21 protein-coding genes are annotated in these 18,112 nt (G+C 43.2%); 15 read left to right on the forward strand and 6 right to left on the reverse strand.

What is annotated here, in order from left to right; all coding sequences use genetic code 11:
• Positions 1-309 precede the first annotated feature (309 nt).
• Together MHH49_RS22255 and MHH49_RS22260 are read left to right on the forward strand one after the other, a co-directional pair.
• On the forward strand, positions 310-1,302 hold the full coding sequence (locus MHH49_RS22255) for a hypothetical protein (RefSeq protein WP_341138499.1): 993 nt from the start codon (positions 310-312) through the stop codon (positions 1,300-1,302).
• A 15-nt stretch (positions 1,303-1,317) separates the two neighbouring features.
• Positions 1,318-1,578, forward strand: a complete 261-nt coding sequence (locus MHH49_RS22260) for a helix-turn-helix domain-containing protein (RefSeq protein WP_036688642.1) — start codon at positions 1,318-1,320, stop codon at positions 1,576-1,578.
• A 31-nt stretch (positions 1,579-1,609) separates the two neighbouring features.
• Here MHH49_RS22260 and MHH49_RS22265 read toward each other — a convergent pair whose 3' ends face one another.
• A complete protein-coding gene (locus tag MHH49_RS22265; RefSeq protein WP_036688639.1) occupies positions 1,610-2,443 on the reverse strand; it encodes a MurR/RpiR family transcriptional regulator in 834 nt (277 codons plus the stop codon).
• A gap of 181 nt (positions 2,444-2,624) precedes the next feature.
• Between MHH49_RS22265 and MHH49_RS22270 the strand changes: the two genes are divergently transcribed.
• Genes MHH49_RS22270 through MHH49_RS22285 form a run of 4 tightly spaced genes read left to right on the forward strand, consistent with a single transcriptional unit; the run spans position 2,625 to position 6,893 of the window.
• The gene (locus MHH49_RS22270) at positions 2,625-3,503 is read left to right on the forward strand and encodes a cell division protein FtsQ (RefSeq protein WP_076143825.1); all 879 of its coding nucleotides are present in this window, start codon (positions 2,625-2,627) and stop codon (positions 3,501-3,503) included.
• On the forward strand, positions 3,496-5,241 hold the full coding sequence (locus tag MHH49_RS22275) for an ABC transporter ATP-binding protein (RefSeq protein WP_341138500.1): 1,746 nt from the start codon (positions 3,496-3,498) through the stop codon (positions 5,239-5,241). Before MHH49_RS22270 ends, MHH49_RS22275 begins: the two co-directional genes overlap by 8 nt.
• Positions 5,228-6,061 carry an energy-coupling factor transporter transmembrane component T family protein gene (locus MHH49_RS22280; RefSeq protein ID WP_076100351.1) on the forward strand — a complete coding sequence of 278 codons (834 nt, stop codon included), beginning with the start codon at positions 5,228-5,230 and terminating at the stop codon, positions 6,059-6,061. Before MHH49_RS22275 ends, MHH49_RS22280 begins: the two co-directional genes overlap by 14 nt.
• 34 nt (positions 6,062-6,095) lie before the next feature.
• On the forward strand, positions 6,096-6,893 hold the full coding sequence (locus MHH49_RS22285; protein WP_305953646.1) for a PHP domain-containing protein: 798 nt from the start codon (positions 6,096-6,098) through the stop codon (positions 6,891-6,893).
• A 308-nt stretch (positions 6,894-7,201) separates the two neighbouring features.
• On the opposite strand, the gene MHH49_RS22290 is transcribed toward MHH49_RS22285, so the two are convergent.
• Positions 7,202-7,426 (reverse strand): hypothetical protein, encoded by a 225-nt coding sequence (locus MHH49_RS22290; RefSeq protein WP_076100352.1) that lies wholly within the window; start codon positions 7,424-7,426, stop codon positions 7,202-7,204.
• Positions 7,427-7,596: 170 nt separating this feature from the next.
• On the opposite strand from MHH49_RS22290, the gene MHH49_RS22295 reads away from it, so the two are divergent.
• The 7 genes from MHH49_RS22295 to MHH49_RS22325 all read left to right on the forward strand — a co-directional run bounded on the left by MHH49_RS22295 (position 7,597) and on the right by MHH49_RS22325 (position 13,857).
• Positions 7,597-8,436 (forward strand): DegV family protein, encoded by an 840-nt coding sequence (locus MHH49_RS22295; RefSeq protein ID WP_038572015.1) that lies wholly within the window; start codon positions 7,597-7,599, stop codon positions 8,434-8,436.
• A 155-nt stretch (positions 8,437-8,591) separates the two neighbouring features.
• Positions 8,592-9,299, forward strand: a complete 708-nt coding sequence (locus MHH49_RS22300) for a response regulator transcription factor (RefSeq protein WP_170914177.1) — start codon at positions 8,592-8,594, stop codon at positions 9,297-9,299.
• Complete coding sequence (locus MHH49_RS22305; RefSeq protein ID WP_076143829.1) at positions 9,277-10,695, forward strand: sensor histidine kinase; 1,419 nt, start codon at positions 9,277-9,279, stop codon at positions 10,693-10,695. Before MHH49_RS22300 ends, MHH49_RS22305 begins: the two co-directional genes overlap by 23 nt.
• Positions 10,696-10,736: 41 nt before the next feature.
• Positions 10,737-11,843 carry an AI-2E family transporter gene (locus tag MHH49_RS22310; protein ID WP_036688627.1) on the forward strand — a complete coding sequence of 369 codons (1,107 nt, stop codon included), beginning with the start codon at positions 10,737-10,739 and terminating at the stop codon, positions 11,841-11,843.
• A 28-nt stretch (positions 11,844-11,871) separates the two neighbouring features.
• Positions 11,872-12,222, forward strand: coding sequence for an Asp23/Gls24 family envelope stress response protein (locus MHH49_RS22315; RefSeq protein ID WP_036688625.1), 351 nt, complete (start codon positions 11,872-11,874; stop codon positions 12,220-12,222).
• 80 nt (positions 12,223-12,302) lie between these two features.
• Positions 12,303-12,680 carry a hypothetical protein gene (locus tag MHH49_RS22320; RefSeq protein WP_036688624.1) on the forward strand — a complete coding sequence of 126 codons (378 nt, stop codon included), beginning with the start codon at positions 12,303-12,305 and terminating at the stop codon, positions 12,678-12,680.
• A gap of 160 nt (positions 12,681-12,840) precedes the next feature.
• Positions 12,841-13,857 (forward strand): S66 family peptidase, encoded by a 1,017-nt coding sequence (locus tag MHH49_RS22325; RefSeq protein ID WP_339210217.1) that lies wholly within the window; start codon positions 12,841-12,843, stop codon positions 13,855-13,857.
• 47 nt (positions 13,858-13,904) lie between these two features.
• Here the strand turns inward: MHH49_RS22325 and MHH49_RS22330 are convergent, their stop codons facing one another.
• From MHH49_RS22330 to MHH49_RS22345, 4 genes are all read right to left on the reverse strand, one after another.
• Positions 13,905-14,189, reverse strand: coding sequence for a YxcD family protein (locus tag MHH49_RS22330; RefSeq protein WP_076100425.1), 285 nt, complete (start codon positions 14,187-14,189; stop codon positions 13,905-13,907).
• 8 nt (positions 14,190-14,197) lie between these two features.
• Positions 14,198-14,629, reverse strand: a complete 432-nt coding sequence (locus MHH49_RS22335) for a hypothetical protein (protein WP_076100426.1) — start codon at positions 14,627-14,629, stop codon at positions 14,198-14,200.
• A 174-nt stretch (positions 14,630-14,803) separates the two neighbouring features.
• Positions 14,804-15,364, reverse strand: coding sequence for a beta-class carbonic anhydrase (locus MHH49_RS22340; RefSeq protein WP_036688619.1), 561 nt, complete (start codon positions 15,362-15,364; stop codon positions 14,804-14,806).
• Positions 15,365-15,378: 14 nt separating this feature from the next.
• Positions 15,379-15,720 carry an iron-sulfur cluster biosynthesis family protein gene (locus MHH49_RS22345; protein ID WP_036688616.1) on the reverse strand — a complete coding sequence of 114 codons (342 nt, stop codon included), beginning with the start codon at positions 15,718-15,720 and terminating at the stop codon, positions 15,379-15,381.
• Positions 15,721-15,883: 163 nt separating this feature from the next.
• Here MHH49_RS22345 and MHH49_RS22350 point away from each other — a divergent pair, with 163 nt between their 5' ends.
• Positions 15,884-17,401 (forward strand): carboxypeptidase M32, encoded by a 1,518-nt coding sequence (locus tag MHH49_RS22350; protein WP_076275220.1) that lies wholly within the window; start codon positions 15,884-15,886, stop codon positions 17,399-17,401.
• 56 nt (positions 17,402-17,457) lie between these two features.
• Complete coding sequence (trhA, locus tag MHH49_RS22355) at positions 17,458-18,105, forward strand: PAQR family membrane homeostasis protein TrhA (RefSeq protein WP_076275221.1); 648 nt, start codon at positions 17,458-17,460, stop codon at positions 18,103-18,105.
• Positions 18,106-18,112: the final 7 nt, after the last annotated feature.

Genomic DNA, 18,112 nt, shown 5'->3' on the forward strand with positions numbered 1-18,112 from the left:
GGATGCTCCAATTGCTTCATTGGCTACATAAATTCCCGTTAGAACTGATCCTCCTGTTTCTAAGCTACCCTGGTTGATTACCGGAAGCAGCTTATAGCCTAGGGTCTTTTTTTAGTGTCTATAAAATCGGGGCCTGACCATTATGGGCAGGGCCTTCTTTACGTTATTCCAGACCATTGACAATTATTGTAAAGATGGTGTATTGTAAGTGATAAGTAGTAAGTAGTAAGTAGTAAGTAAATCAAACGCTCACCATACGGAATAAATATCATCCTGTAAATACGAATTAATGGATAGGGGTGGATGGTTATGATGGATCTTAAATTAGCACCAAGTTTTTCATTGATCGCGCTTAATGCTCAGAGAAGTCTTCAGATGACTACTGTCAAGAAAGTGTCTTTGCGCTGCATGGCAGCAGCGGTTATATTGGAGCTTTACTTAGAGGGATGTTTTACACAATCTGAGAACAAGTTAACTTTGCACAAGGAAGCACTTGATCAATCTCATTCAACACTCTATAGAGAAACTGTTCTACAATCCTTACTTCATAATAGTGCTGAGGTGAAGGGTGACCTAAATTGGTGGTTAAAGAAGGCTTCGAGGAAGTCTAACCATCATTTAAAAAAGTTCGAAACCGCGATTTCAGATGATCTTCAAGCAATGAATTTGCTTGAAGATATACCAAGCCTGATAGGGAGCGACATATATTTTGATTCTGCTGAAGTTGAAATTAGAGCCTATCGCAGTAATATGGAGGCGTACACGAGCATTACAGAGAATATGCGGGCAGAGATTTTGGAAGAGGGCCCAGTTACGGACGAGGTCATTTGTATGCTATGGCTACTTCGTGAATGTGGATGTATGCAAGATTTCTTCTCACTGAACGAATTAGAACAGGTGAATATCAAACTACATGATCTATACCAAAGTAACTTATGGGCAAAGGCATTGTTTCCTATACAAATCCGCCATGGAATTGAGTTAGGCATCAAACGTTTTTTAGCATTGAAGACAAAGTTTGCGAAGACATTTATCGGCAGTAGTCTCAATCTTATCTTCCCTGCCCTAGAGCGATCACGAGCTGTCTTTATAGAAACAGAGTCTTGGTTTGATAATTCTAATCAAAGGTTAGACGCAGTTATTACAAGATTAATGTCCTATGGACATGAAGTTAAGGTGCTGGAGAGAGGATCGATTGCTACCCTTAAAATTGATAATTTGGTCTACGATGCGATCCCACATTTTGTAATGATGAAAGTGCCAATTCAAGGTGTGCGTCTTATTCCGAAGCGCCCGCTGTAAAGGAGTTGGTTATCAATGTCTAGACAACGATCCATGGAGAATATTATGGCGTCAGAATATGTATCGATAGGGGAATTAGTAAGAATCACAAATGCTCGTTATAGTACACTCAAACATTACACAGAAGAAGGCATGCTGCCCTTTGAACAGGCAGAGGAGAACTTAACACGCAGATATAAAAGAGAAGAAACCGTCGCGCGCATTCTTTGGATCAAAGAAATGAAAGCAAACGGTTTATCTATCCCACAAATTAAAGAAGCTTTAGGAATGAATTAAATTTCTCTTCACCTTGCAGTCAAATCTAAACCTAACTCCGCGGGAGCTTCCCCCCATACTGCGCGCGCAATTGCTGCAATTTATCCAGCTTGCTTAGACTACTGTCCCTGTTCGCTAATCCCACTCCAAGGATCAGATTCTCAATAATATAGGTGGGGCCAACCATGGAGTGGAACTCCCAAACCTCACCTCTCCCGGCATAAAGCACGATATCTGCATCTTGCGATCGCGGGTAGACGAGTCTATCTGTGATCAGGATGACCTGGTAATTTACTTCACGTGCATGGTTCAGTATGACTTCAATCTCAGGCAGTATTTGCACAAATCCAAAGACAAGCAAGACATCTTGTTTGTCAGCATGCATTAAGGTCTCTAGCAGCTCATGGCCGCTGGGGGCCATTTTTTTCATTTGAAGACCAAAACGCGCCATTCGATAGATCATTAGCTCTGCTAATCCGGCGCAAGGGCCAGGGCTGTATACATAAATAATCCGAGCTGTTGATATTGCATCTACTGCACGCTTTAGTACATCGTCGCTTAAATAGCGGCGTGTTTCTTGCAAATGATGTGAGCAATTGTCCAGCAGCAGTTGAGGGAGTGAGGTATCGTCTGATCGCTGCATGGCATCACGCATTTTTACAGAAGGTGTGGATTCAAAGCGGAAACGGAGCCGGTTTTTAAAATCTTTGGCATGTTTGTACCCCGCAGCTTTCCAGAACCGTGAAACAGAGGCGATGCTCAAATGCAGCTCGTCTGCCATTTCTTGTTCGGTCATGTAGACCACACGTTGCTCATTTTTTTGAATAAAGTCGGCAATTATCCGTTGATTAGGCGAAAAAGCGCGGTGGTTCCAATCTTTATACAATCTCTCAATCCTCCTATGATGATGCGATAGATAGAATATAACGTGCGAATATGTTGTAAATATTTTTACAACGTTAAAAATATTGAAAAAAATATTACTCTCATTTAACAAATGAAAAAAGCTGTGATGACATGGCCTTCTTATAATGAAGATAAATTCTTATTGGGAGGCCAAATATTTCATGAGCACGATAAAAACGCGTTACACACTGACTCAGTCACAAAAAATGATGATTTTTGTACTGTCGATGTCGCTTTACGGGTTGTCCAATATGTTTACCGAGCTAGTGCCTGGGATCAAACTGGGCCCGATTGAATTATCCATTGAATATTTCGCTTTCATTCCTTTGACATTATGTATGTTGTTTCACCCCTTATATGCGGCGGTCGGAGCAGCTGTTGGTGAGGTAATCTTCGGGGAATTGATGTTAGGCCAATTTGGAGGTTTAGGGGAGCTGGAGAAATTCATTACCTTCTCACTGGCGATGTATACCGCAGGCCGCATGGTATCTGATCCGAAGAATCGTAGACAGGTTGGAGTGGCTGCGATTACCGGCGTGGCGATTCACCAGTTTTTTAGCTCCGTTATAGATATTGTGAAGGTATGGGTAGGGGTAGAAGAGCTAGAGGCTGTTAAAGGGCTGGCTGAAAGCATCGTTGTAATTGAGGGAGTAGGGTTCCTGAATGATGTACTCTTCTCCGGCATTTTGTTCGCGCTAATTCCTACTATGTATCTGGTTCCGCGTTTATATGGAAAAATTGAACCATTGCTTGGCATGAAGCCGCGTGAGCGGAATATGAAATATGCAACAGGAGCGTGGCTATCTCCTAAGCTGGTCATTGCCGGAACCTTTCTAGTGATGGTAGCGGTGGGGTCAGAATTGTTATCGGAATCGGGCTGGAACTTCGGTGATTTTGAGCTTGCAGGAGCGGAATCGAATGAAAAGACCTTGATTTGGCTCAGTATGTTGGTAGCGGCTGTTGTAGCGGCAACGGCGATTATTACACTGCTTCGGCGTTCGGCACGAAAAAGACAGGAAGCGGGTCAAGCAGATGCGTAATACAATTCTTGAATTGAACAAAATTAACTTTACGTATCCGGGAGCTGAACAACCAGTACTGCAAGACGTAGACTTACGACTGGGAGAAGGAGATTTTATTGCGATCATCGGCAGTAATGGCTCCGGGAAATCTACTCTCTGCAAATGCTTTAACGGCTTAATTCCTCATTATTACACTGGTGATTTCAGTGGAGAGGTGACAGTTTGCGGCCAATCTGCGGATGGAAAAAGTGTAGCAGAGCTGTCCAAACGTATCGGTTATGTTTATCAGGATTTCGAGAATCAATTGGTAAGGCCGACGGTGCTTGATGATGTGTCTTTTACACCTCTGAATTATGGGTTTACGGATTACAAGGAACGGGGAGAGCGTGCGCTTGCGTTAACCGGACTTAGTGATTTGAGGCATGAATTCATTTGGCAGTTAAGTGGTGGGCAAAAACATCTGCTCGCTCTGGCCGGAGCATTAGCTATGGATCCGGAAATTCTGGTTATTGACGAACCCGTAGCCCAGCTTGATCCGCAGCATGCCCGTCATATCTATGATATTTTGCAGCGTTTGAATGAGGAGCATGGAAAGACCATTGTAGTGATTGAGCATCATGCGGAATTTATTGCAGATTATTGTAAAAATGTTGTCCTGATGGATCAGGGTAAAATGCGCTGGCAGAAGCCTGTGCGTGAAGCTTTGTCATCTGTAGAAGAATTGCTAGAGCTGGGCATTTACCCAACGGATGTGACCCGGGCGGCTTGGCTGCTACAGCCTGATGATCAGAAGTCAAAGCTGTTTCCCTTAAATGCTGAGGAAGGCAGTACCCGCATGATTCTTCGTCAGGATGCTAATGTGGAGACACTTCCAATCGGACGAATTCAAGAGCAGCTCCCCATAGCAGCAAAAGAAGAAAGTTCTATCGTTCAGCTGGAGAATGTCCACCTCTCTTATCGTACGATTCATAAGGTGCTGCATCCTGTACTGAATGGAATTCAGCTAGAACTGCGGCAGGGAGAGTCCATTGCTCTTATTGGCAACAACGGAGCAGGTAAATCTTCATTAATGAAGCTGATTGCTGGTATTGTCAGACCTACAGCTGGAACCGTAAAGGTTAAAGAAATGACGGTGAACGGGTTGCCGCCTGAACGTCTCTCCGGTACGGTAGCTTACGTATTCCAGAATCCGGAGGAAATGTTTATCGAGGATTCTGTGCGTAAGGAAATCGCTTATTATCTGAAGGCGCGGAAATTACCAGATACGGATGAAAGAGTGGATGAGATGCTAAAGGCGTTTCGCTTAAGCGAGCTGGCTGAACGGGATGCCCGACTGCTAAGTGGCGGGCAGCAGCGCCGGGTATCCTTGGCGATTGGTGCCGCGGTTAAACCCGCCATCATGCTGCTTGATGAACCGACAGCTAATCTGGACATTTCGACCAAACAAGAAATGGTACATGTGCTGGAGACGCTTCGTAATCATGTGAAGACGGTCGTCATCGCAACTCATGATATGCAGCTTGTCTCAGAATGGGCCAGCAGAATAATTGTAATGCATCAAGGGCGGATAATCGCGGATGGGACGAAGGATGAAATTTTCGCTGACGGCCTTCTTTTACGGCGTGCGGGTCTGGCTCAGACCCAATTGATGGAGCTAAGTCGTATGCTCGGTCTCCCTAGAATTTGCAGTAGCTTAGAAGAGTTTGTGAGTTTAGTGGAAAAGAAGGAGGTAGCTGCAATCCATGGAAGCCGTTAAACGGGCACTTGACCGTATATCTGTAGAACAAATCAAATTGGAGTTACTCGGGACCGCATATAACAGCAGCAGCACTTTTCTGGGCAGGCTGGACCCGCGAACCCTGCTGCTCTGGTATCTCTTTTTTGCCATCGTGCCTTGGTTTGTACATAACCGGACAATCCTGTTAGGGATGTTCGTGCTTATGGTTTTAACGACCGTCCTCTCCCGGGTCAGCCCTTATATTATTTTTATATTATGTCTCGGCTTAATCAGCCAGATTGGCTGGATGTTTATATTGTCACTCTTTTTCGGCGGGGGGATTGAATCCTTGCTGCCTATGCTGACACTGACGCTTAAGCTTTCGGTGATTTCGCTGGCGAGTATTACGGTTTTCTCAAGTCTTGATCCGGAACGACTTAGTGACGGCTTACTATCTTTAGGAATCCCTGATACCTTTGCGTTCAGCTTATCTTATGGCTATCGTATTTTGCCTACTTTACTGGAGGAATTCCATCAGATTCTACTTTCCTTTAGATTGAGAGGGCAACGACCGCTTCAACATGGAATTTTCTATTGGCGAACAATAACGTATTATTTGCGAATCGTGATTCTGGCATTTTACCCGCTTATGTTGAACACAGCTAAACGTTCTCGAACAACGATTGAAGCTCTTGAGACTCGGGGATTTAGCTACGGGCTTAATAATAAGAAAGTGAAGAAGATCAAGTTATCTTATTTGAAAATGAAGCGGTCCGACTGGTACTTTTTATCCGGATCCACTGCTTATGTCATCTTGATATTCTGTATTGGTTATCTCTACCCTGAACTGGTGTATTAACATAACTTACAAGCTCAAAGGAGACGAATTAGACATGATGAATATTGATCTGCATACCCATGGTAAATTATCTAAGAAATCTACGTTTTCCCCCGAATATTTTGCGGAGATGATGTTCGAAGCCAAGGCAAATGGATTACAGGCTGTAGCATTGACCGAGCATTTTAATACTTCTAATTTCTTTGCGATGTATGATGCGCTGGATCAGACTTATCCCTATAACGGGCATTATTACGATGTGAACGGACTTAAACTGTTTCCAGGCATGGAAGTGGATATCGCGGAGACAGGTCACATCCTGTTGATCGGACTAAAGGAGAATGTTCTAGCTGTCCGCGCTTTACTAGATGAGCATACACAGGAGGGGAATTTCATACCTTTTAAGCAGTTGCTTGATATGGCCGACGAACATAATCTTTGGAAAATCGGAGCCCACCCCTTCCGAACTTCTACGCCTTTACATCAACTGGATCCGGCATTGCTTCAGCGATTAGACGCTTTTGATTTCAACGCTAAGGATATTTACATGCAGGGGGTGGAGACTTATAAAAACTTGATCACGCCCTTTGCTGAGAAGCTGGGTGTGCCTGTGATTGCTGGCAGTGACAGTCATCAGTGTTTGCAGTATGGCAGTGTTGTGAATCGTCTGCAAGACTCCTGCTCAACTGTGGAAGAATTGAAGGAAGCTATCAAACAAGGAAACTATGTAATAGAGGTTTCTCCGTGTCTTCATACCAAAGTAAAAGCTTCGGTAATGATGAAAAAACTATTGAAGCAGTTAATTGGCGAAGCCCCCTCCAGAGATGAAGCGGAGTTAGGATATATGGCGTAGAAAGTAGAAGAGGGTTGTTCCATAAGCCATGAAATGATGAAATGGCTACTGGGACAACCCTTTTTGTTGTTCGCTGGATTTCATTACTTTTGCATGTACAAAGATAACTATCGGACACAGATGACCTTAAACGCAGTTTTATTCCGTATTTGGGATGCTAACGGACCGCATAGCCACTAATGGCACGAAAAACACCATACATGAATCTCTTTCAACGGAATAACGGCTCTGGAGTCCGAAACTCTGCTCAGAAGGCTGGGAATTTGCCAATAACGTCATCTGGGTCCTCAAATCTTAGAATGTATGAATTATCGTTTGTCTTTCGAATCTTTATTGCTGACTCGGGTGGGTCTGGTCACCCAATTTGTGCGATTCATCGGTTTTACAGTATCAATTCTTGAATTGGAAGGTTCCTTCGAAGGTTCTGTGGATTCAGTTTCAGTAGAAGCTGTACCCTCTTGATCTACGGTTTTTTTTCTCGATAGTCCTGTACCATCATGTTTGCCTCTGTTCCATACTCTTCCCTTACTCATACATACACTCCATTTCTATACGCTTATTCATAAACCATATCATATAAGGACAAGTTAAGGAAGAAAGACATAGCACAGATCGAAGAATTTTTCAAGTTATAAAGGTTACTGGAGATTTCATTTTATGGTGGCTATAATAGTACTGATATTGAAAGGAGAGTACTTATATTATGGCAATCAAGATCATAACAGACAGCGGTTCAGACCTGCCCCTTGACTACATGGAGAAGTATAATGTTTCCGTGATCCACCTACCGGTTCATTTTGGGCATGAGTTAATGCCGGCAGATACGGACACGAAAAGCTTTTATGCTCAAATGCGCGAATCCAAGGAGCTGCCTACCACAGCTAGTCCAAGTCCCAACGAATTCCTTGAGAAGTTCAAGCAAGTGGAGGAGGGAACTGACATTATGGTCATTTGTATGTCCTCTAATATTAGTAGCACTTATCAGACGGCTATGATTGCTATGGAAATGTATAAGGATGAAGGACATACCAATGCAATAGAGGTTATAGATTCCAAAAACTTCTCAGGCGGGCTGTCATTGATTGTCGGCCTGGCGGCACAGTGGTCCTTAACTTGTTCAAGCTTGCAAGAGCTCAAGGAAAAGGTACTTCAGCAGATAGAGGAAGTTAACGCTTATTTTACGCTGGACACTCTGGAGAATGTAATGAAAGGCGGCCGTCTAAGTCGGCTCTCGGGAGCCGTAGCGTCTGTACTCAATATAAAGTTGCTGCTCAAAATCAGCGAAGAAGGCACTGTCGAAGTAGTGGAGAAGACCCGGGGTCTTCCAAAAGCACTGAATCGTCTGCTTGCGCATTTGGATGAGAAGCAGCATGATTACGAGAAAGCGGTTATCGCTATTGTACACAGTAATTGTGAGAAGCTGGCACTCGAGATTAAAGAACGCATTTTACAAAAGCATCCCTTCAAAGAAGTCTTACTCTCTAGTATGGGTCCGGTTATGGGAACCTATGCTGGGGAGGGCGGAATTGGCGTAGCTTTTTAAAGTAGTGATCCTCACAATCCAGACAAATTACGATCGTACATGGGACGGTTTCCCGTGTGCGATTTTTATTTTATTCCTATGTGATAATTTAGCTATTCTTTAGATTGTGTTTAGGCTCTGTTAATAATCACAGAATATAGTTAGATGGGGGGATTATCATGTATACAATATTGATCGCTGATGATGAAGCAGAAATTGTGGAATTGCTAAGATTATATTTAGAGAAAGAGTACAACATTTTGGAAGCGAACAGTGGGACTGAAGCCTTAACGCAGGTGCAGAACCATAAAGTTGATTTGGCAATTCTGGATATTATGATGCCGGGTCTGGATGGACTGCAATTATTGAAAAAGATACGCGAGGTGCATCATTTTCCAGTGTTATTTTTATCCGCCAAAAGTGAACATCATGACAAGATTCTGGGTCTTGAACTAGGAGCCGACGATTATATTTCGAAACCGTTTAATCCATTAGAAATAGTAGCCCGTGTTGGAGCACTGCTGCGGCGTGTACATCATTTCGATGCGCAAGTCGTTGAGGAAAAAGAAGCTGAGCAGATCGTATTAGGTGAATTAATGCTGGATCAAAGCCAGTGTCTGCTCTATCGATCAGGTGAACCTGTGGTGCTTACTTCTACCGAGTACAAAATTTTGGAACTAATGATGAAGCAGCCTGGACGAGTCTTTACACGCAAAAAAATATATGAGGCCGTGTGGGAAGATTTCTATGTGTACGAAGATAATAGTATCATGGTACATATCAGCAATATCCGGGAAAAAATTGAGGAAGACTCCAAAAAGCCAGTATATTTAAAGACTATTAGAGGGCTGGGATACAAAATTGAAGCGCCTATGGAGCAATAGAGATCAACGACCTTTACAATCATCGCTGACGCTGGATTTTTTGTTGTTTATCTGTATTTTGTTTTTTCTTGTGATTGTATATTATTTGTTTATTAATCTTGATGTGACCCATATTTTTGAAAAAAATAAAATTGCTGATCCTGATTTGAAGGTGGAAGCTAGTGCTTATCGAGAAAATCTGGAGCATGGGGTAGAAACCAAACGTCTTCTGCGTAGCGGGGGATGGATCGAGGTCTTGGATCAAGACATGAAGGTCACCAAGGTTGTTGGAGAAAAAAAAGACGGTGTAACCCAATATACCAGTAACCAGCTTTTAAAAAGTTTGGAAAATGGAGAAGATCAAGCTTACTTTTACTCGTTGACCACGGTAAATGCTCAGAGCGAATCGGAGTGGCTGCTGCTGAAGCTGCCGCGGGAAGCTATCACCATCACCATTAATAGTGATCCCTTCGTGGCCTACTTTAATCATTCGCTTTCATACTACGTCTTTTTGGGTGTGGGAATGATTCTTTTGCTAATTATCGTGTACAGTTATTGGGTGGCGCGGCGAATCAGGAAACCACTGCGTATCATCACGCTTGGGCTGAAGCAGATGATTCAGGGGAATTATGATACTCGAATCGCTTTATATGCAGAGAAGGAATTTTCGCAAATTGGAGAGACTTTTAATTATATGGCAGACGTAATTGAAAAGACGACCAAAGAAAAACGCCAGGCAGAGGAAAGTAAGAAACGGATGATGGTTGATCTGTCCCATGATCTGAAGACGCCGATAACGAGTATACAGGGCTTTGCACAGGCGCTTGTAGAGGGTAGAGGCGAGGATGAAGAACGCCAAAAAAGATATTTAAGCTATATTTATAATAAATCCTCACAAGTTACTAAGCTGATTCAGAACATGCTGGAGCTGTTAAAAATAGATTCACCGGATTTCTTGCTACGAATGGAGCGTCAAGAACTGGGCGAATTTATTCGTGAAATCATTGCAGATACCTACGGAGAGATTGAACAAAAGAACTTTGTTTTGCATCTAAATGTTCCCGAAGAGGATGTGTTCTTGAACTTTGATGCGGAGCTGCTCTCGAGTGTGGTTCATAATTTGATCTCCAATGCACTGATCTATAATCCTCCAGGTACACATTTGCGTGTGGAGGTTATCCCTTTGGAGAAAGAAGTCACGATTGAAATCGCTGATACTGGAGTGGGTATTCCAGAAGAGCTGTGGTCCACAATGTTTGATCCGTTTGTTCGGGGAGATAAAGCGCGGACAGCTTCGGGAGGAACAGGGCTAGGTCTCTCGATAGCTATGAAAAATACAGAGAAAATGGGGGGTACGCTTCATCTCAGTCGCCGAAAGAAGGAACCTACGGTGTTCACCATCCGGATTCCGAAATAACGAGCTGGAAGACATCCAAATCAGAAGACGGGAGAGAAACTATGGCTAAACTGAACAATTTCATCAGAGTTTGTCTAGCGATCCTTTTAGTGTTAGGCATTGTATTTTTAGGCTCACGCGTAGATTTTTTATTCACACCGATCCTGTCTTTGTTCAGTGTCATTATAGTGCCTTTAATGCTGGCGGGTTTCTTTTATTACCTGCTGCGGCCACTGATCGATACCTTGGAGAAATATAAGCTGAATCGTTCTTTGGCGATTATCATCGTATATGTAGTTATTTTAGTGCTTCTGTTTGCTTTTATTATCGGTGTTTGGCCTTCACTTCGCACACAATTAGTTAATTTCGTCGATAATATGCCGAATCTCATTGCCTCCTTGAATCAACAGCTATTGAAACTAGAAGATAATGAATTTCTGTCTGCGTTGATCCCTGCTGATGCGAATCCAGCCTCCACATTGACGGATTATTTGAATAAAGGGTTTACGCTGTTAACGAATTACGTTTCAGGACTGTTCTCTTTTGTTTCGAATTTTGCGATCATTTTATTCACCTTTCCGATTATGTTATTCTACATGCTTAAGGAAGGTGGGAAATTCGGACGTAAGATTGTAAGTTTCTTCCCAAAGAAGTATCGTGAAGAAGGAACTACAATGATGACTGAAATCGACAGTGCGCTTAGTGGCTTTATCGTGGGCCGGGTGCTTGTTAATTTAGCCTTAGGCGTTCTGATGTATATTGGTTTCCTTATTATCGGCCTGCAATATGCATTGCTGTTGACTGTAATCGCAGTTGTGATGAACTTCGTGCCTTTTATTGGTGCGATACTGTCTAGTATCCCTATTTTCATCATCGGATTCATTCAATCGCCGTCTATAGCCGTCTGGTCCATCATCATTGTTCTGGTAGCGCAGCAGATACAGGATAATTTAATCGCTCCCTACATCTTTGGGAAAAAGCTCGATATTCATCCACTGACAACGATTATCCTGGTATTGGTTGGCGGGGATTTAGGCGGGATCATAGCGATATTGCTGATTATTCCGCTGTATATGATTGTTAAAATCGTCTTGACCAAGGCCTATTATTTGTTTGTCAAGCAACGACGGGTAGAGATAGAGGTAGAGGAGAGTCCTGATATCTCTTAAGGTAATAAAACATTATGGAGGGATTTCTATGAATGAAGGAACGGAGCAAGGACTAATTCATATTTCAGATGATGTGGTGACTTCGATCGTCGGGCAAGTGGTTCTGGACACACCGGGTATTGCCGGCATGTCAGGAAGCAGTATCTCGGACAACTGGGCTAAACGTCTAAGCGGTAAAAATGTAAAAAAAGGAATGTCCGTTGAAGTAAAAGAAGTGGATGTTGCCATCGATCTTCAGGTCATAGTTAATTACGGATGTGTGATTCAAGAGGTCTGCTATATGCTACAGCAAAATGTAAGAAATGCTGTTGAAAATATGATGGGACTGTCTCTAGTTTCCGTAAATGTTAAGGTTGAGAAGGTCGCTCTGCCATTCTAAGAATAGCCCATTTAATAGGCACCGTAATCTAGGCTTCAGCATAGAATGGAGCAAATCCATTTACGGAGGTCAGAACATCCATGTCGACATTTAACACTGGGCAGCAACAGAATGTGATTTATCAGGCCGATCCTGCTGTGATCCGGCACCTGCACGGTGTCCGTGATTCCTTACATCAATCTTGCAAGCCATACCTTAACCATAAGGTGAACGTACAGACAATTGATGGCTTTGTACATGAAGGCGTTATAGCCGGAGTAGATAATAAACACTTGTATCTGAACGTTGCGGCTAATGGGCAAATGCCCCGCGGGTTTTACAACCCTCATCAGCCTTATCATCCTCATCCGGGCCCCGGACCTGGCCCATATCCAGGACCTTATCCAGGTCCCCCATACAATAATAATGTGATTTTACCGCTTGTGTTGTTTGAACTGCTTGCTATCTCTTTAATCTAGTGCTTGGGTTTAATTGAAGAAGGACATGTGCAGGATTTGTGGTCATACGTTGACGCATCCCGCCAGGTCCTTTTTTTGTAGGCGTAAAGTATGTGTTAGAAGGAGGTGTTCTCATTATCACTTTAGGGATATAATGGGTACAAACTCTGGGAGGTGGCATATGATTAGATACCCTTTTTTGAAAAAGAATGCGACGATAGGCGTTACAGCACCTTCATCTGGAGTAGGCATTCAAAATGCAGAACTTCTTACACTGGCCTCCAGCCGGTTGAAGTCGCAAGGATTTAATGTCATTATCGGCGAAACGGCATGGAAGCAAGATAAGGCTAAATCTGCACCAGCCAATGTTCGAGGTCATGAGTTTAATGAGATGATCAAAGATGATGGAATTGATATCCTTATTCCGCCTTGGGGCGGGGAATTGTTAATTGAAGCTCTGGAATATATTGATTTTGATGCTTTGCAGGACAAATGGATCGTGGGATATTCAGATATAAGCGTCTTGTTGCTTGCGGTCACGCTGACAACCGGTCTGGCTACTGCTCACGGAGCGAATCTCATTGATTTACGGGGAGAGTATTCAGATGATACTACAGCCCTCTGGCAGGCGGTTCTAGAGACATCAGTGGGTGAGTCCATTGTCCAGCATTCATCTCTTAAATATCAGCGGGAATGGCAGCATGATGTGCCTTCGCCATGCGTTTTTCATTTGACAGAGGAGACCTATTGGAAGTCTCTAACTACAGATGCTGTAACGATGAAAGGACGTCTGTTGGGTGGTTGTATAGATGTAATTAGGCATTTAATCGGCACGCCCTATGGAAAGCTCCAGCATTTTCAGCAAGAAATGATTCATGACGAACCTATAGTTTGGTATTTGGAAAATTGTGAATTGAACACAGCGGATTTACGCAGATCTTTAGTGCAGATGAAGCTGGCAGGGTGGTTTGAGAATTGTTCGGGGATTATGTTTGGCAGAAGTCCAGCTAATCGGCCTGTGGATAACTATACTGCCGAGGATATCTATGCTGAACTTTCTGAAGAGCTTAAGGTACCGATCGTTTATGATATCGATTGTGGTCATGTCCCGCCGCAGGTTACTTTTATTAATGGAGCTTATGCAGAAATTGAAGTGGCAGATGGAGTAGGGACGGTAAAGCAATATTTCTATGAATAGCGTTATATCAAAAAGGACAACCCCTTGGGTTGTCCCTTTTACTATCATTAGTTCCCTGTATTTACAATCGCTGTGATTTCCTCATCCAGGTCCAGTCTTACATCTTCACGATAGGTGCGAACACCATATTCGCTGAGCATGTAACGCAGGATCGCTTCAATCATATTGGACTCCACTAGAAATTGACTGCGGCCCTGTACCCAAACCTCTGCAGAGTAACCGGTATCTTCTTCCCAGCTCAGTTCTACCTGAACATCCTCTGGGCGAACAGCCTTTCGTTCCGCCATGTGCAGACAGAGGGCATTGATGATCTCATCCATGCTTAGAACGATTGTAGACATTAGTAACGACCATCCTGTTCTTCTAAGCGGCGACGTTCTTTTCTACGACGGAAGAAGGACATCACGAGCATAACCAGTACATAGATAGCTAGCATATTAACGGCAAAGCCTAGGAAGTCACCAAAAGCTCCCATTCCACCAAACATTCCACCGAATAATAATCCGGCCAAACCACCGATCATCATGCCCTTCATTAAGCTGCCGCCGCTGAAGAATCCACGTTTCGTATTAGCAGCAGATCCTGCTGTGGAGCTTTTAGTGCTGTCACTTTTTTTGATGTTATTTGTTGTTGTTGATTTTTTTGGAGTTGTTGAATAGCTGCGAGTGCCGGATTTGAAACCGCCGCCACCTCGACGTGCATCGGCAAAGTCTGGAGCAGCCACTGCAAAAAATAGAGTGAAGGCCATTAGAATCATCATTACGCGTTTCATTGGTTTCATTTAGTACGAAAACCCTCCTGTGAGCATGAATTTTTGTGTATGGTCGGTAATACGCAGACATGCCCCACAAGGTTTCAATTTTATTTATCATAATTTATACTTTTATGCACAAAAAAAGCGTGGATCCAGGATCCACGCAAACAGCAGTTAGAGAGTCGTCATTCGTTACTTATACCCATCAGCGACAAGCTCAAGCGCTCCGGTTGCCGGATCGATGATCATGCCATGGATAGGTACATTAGGGGGAAGCAGTGGATGACGTTTAATCAGGTCCACAGTTTGAATTACCCCTTCTTCGACATTGTCAAACCCACGCAGCCACTTTGTAAGTTTGATTCCGGAATTTTCCAGTGTAGACAACACTTCTTCAGATACGCCACGTTCTTTAATGGAATTGATCATATGGTCCGCATTGAGGGAGGCCATACCGCATTCATAGTGTCCAACCACGATTACTTCTTCAGCATCTAGTTCATATAGAGCTACCATTACACTACGCATAACACTACCGAAAGGCTGAGAAATAACCGCACCAGCATTTTTGATAATTTTGACATCACCATTTTTGAAATTCATGGCTTTCGGCAATAATTCAACGAGTCTAGTGTCCATACAGGTGATGATCAGCATTTTTTTGTCAGGATAACGACTGGTTAAATAAGCTTCATAGTCCTTATTCTCTACAAAACTTTTATTAAAGTTAATAATTTCTGATACGTGGCTCATATTAGCTTCCTCCCTTAAAATCCTTGAATTGTACTTACGTTGCGCATATCTCTTACCATGATATTGTTGCCATAAATCTGAGAATCACTGACCAGCTTATAGGAAGAGAAACGTTCCTCTGCATCGAGTCGCATCTTGTCTTCATAAAAGATTTCCTGTTGCCGGCTTACGATAAAGGGAAGAGAATTCGTCTCTATCCTAGAATCGCCTTGCTCCACTTCTGAAACAATCAGTAACACATTAATTCCGTCACACCCGCAGCCTACCGTATCATAAAAGAGCTTGAAAAATCCTGGCTGATCTCCAAGCCTTTCCTTCAACTTCCTTTCTGCGAGAGGTGTAACTTGAATCATCATAGCCCTGTTCACGCTCCTTGATTTTTGTTCGAAGCATGCTCTGCTTCTTATGTAACTCATTAAATATTTAAAATTAGAGATGTAATCTCTGAAGTTGATTATACTCATTCAAAAAAGTATCATCAAGAGGAGTCTGTAAAACAGAGAAAGCAGGTGGAGTAGAATGGAACAACAAGTAAAGGAACGATGGGAACAATTCAGCGAGTTATTGGCAAAAATTAGTGGATATTCAGAGGCCATAGAATTAATGCACTGGGATTTGCGGACAGGTGCACCGCGTAAGGGAGTAGAAGTTCGTTCCGGTACGATTGGGATGCTGAGTGGAGAATTGTTCAGACTCGAGATTTCACAGGAGATGGGTGACTTCACAGCATTTTTCAGTCGTCCAGAAGTGTTGAGCCAGCTTACAGCTAATCAACAAAAGATCGTCAACGATTGCCGCAAAGAGTATGAGCGCAGTAAGAGTATTCCTTCCAAAAGATTTGAAGAGTACGCTGTCCTGTCTGCTCATTCCCAAACGATCTGGGAAGAAGCTAAGGAGAACAATGACTTTGCTACATTTGAACCTTATTTGAGCAAAATCGTAGCTCTGAAACAAGAGTTCATCGATTATTGGGGTGTAAATGGCACACGTTACGATACGCTACTAGATATGTATGAGCCTGATCTCACGGTAGAGAAGGTGGATGAAGTGTTCAGTCGCCTCCGCAGCCGCTTGGTTCCGTTAGTGGAAGCTATCGCTGTTTCACCTAATAAACCTGATACCAGCTTCTTGCAGCAGATTTTCCCTAAAGAGCAGCAACAAAAGTTTGGTAACTTTATTCTGAAGCAAATGGGCTATGACTTCGACGCAGGCCGCTTGGATGAGAGTGTGCATCCTTTTGCTACAGGGCTGAATCCAGGTGACGTTCGTATTACGACCGCTTATTTACTTGATAACGTGACTAGTGCCGTCTTCAGTTCACTGCATGAAGGTGGACATGCGCTTTACGAACAAAATATCAGCCAAGATTTAGTGGGAACACCACTGGCTCAAGGCGCATCGATGGGGATTCATGAATCTCAGTCGAGACTATGGGAGAATATGATCGGCCGCAGCCGTGCGTTCTGGCAACGTTATTACGGTGATCTACAGCAGCATTTCCCAGAGCAGCTTGCTAATGTAGATGTAGAGGATTTCTACCGGGCTATTAACAGTGTGGAAAATTCATTCATCCGAATTGAAGCAGATGAGCTTACATACAATCTGCACATTATTGTGCGTTACGAGATCGAAAAGCTTATTTTTAATGAAGGTCTATCTGTCAAAGATCTGCCTCAGGTATGGAATGCTAAATATCAAGAATATTTAGGTATTACACCGCCTAATGATGCGCTTGGTGTATTGCAGGACGTGCACTGGTCCGGTGGAGACTTCGGATATTTTGCATCCTACTCTTTGGGAAATATGTATGCCGCTCAAATCTTGAATACACTCCGCAAGGAGCTGCCGAACTACGATGAATTGATTGCTGCGGGAAATCTTTTGCCGATTAAAGAATGGTTAACAGAAAAAATCTACCGTTTCGGAAAAAGCCTGACCCCTTCGCAAATTATCGAACAAGTAACAGGTGAGCCGCTCAGTCCAGATTATCTGGCTGATTATTTGGAGGAGAAATACACGGAGATTTACAAACTGTAATCCAGTGAGGTCCGCGTGGTATAATAGAAAGAAAGCTTAGACGGAAGGATATGGATATGGCAAATACTCACACCTACACCCGGAGAGAAGAAGTCGCGAATGCGATTACGCACGGGATCGGAGCTGTATTAAGCGTCGCTGCACTTGTCCTGCTTGTTGTTTTTGCAAGTCTGAAAGGAACGGCATGGCATGTGGTCAGCTTCTCCATTTATGGAACGACAATGCTGCTTCTGTATCTCAATTCAACACTTGTGCATAGTCTCAGAGAGGGCAAGGCGAAGGATTTGTTCGAATTTTTCGATCACTCCTCTATTTATCTGTTTATCGCAGGCACGTACACTCCCTTTTTGCTAGTAGCTATTCGGGGAACACTTGGCTGGAGTTTATTTGGAGTCATTTGGGGGATCGCAGTATTTGGCGTTTTCTTCAAAGCGTTTTTTGTTAAAAAGTTTTTGTTCATGTCTACGGTATTCTACATTGCTATGGGTTGGCTGATTGTTATCGCCTGGAATCCTCTTTCGGCAGTTGTAGCGGACGGTGGTATGATTCTGCTGATGGCTGGCGGAGTGCTTTATACTCTAGGCACAGTTTTTTATGTGTGGAGAGGGTTTCCGTTCCATCACGCGATCTGGCATGTATTTGTTCTTGCAGGCAGTGTCACACATTTCTTCGCCATATTGATTTATGTACTGCCAATCCAATAATTTCAAG

It is taken from the genome of Paenibacillus sp. FSL F4-0122 (assembly GCF_038002845.1).
Lineage (GTDB): Bacteria > Bacillota > Bacilli > Paenibacillales > Paenibacillaceae > Paenibacillus_AQ > Paenibacillus_AQ odorifer.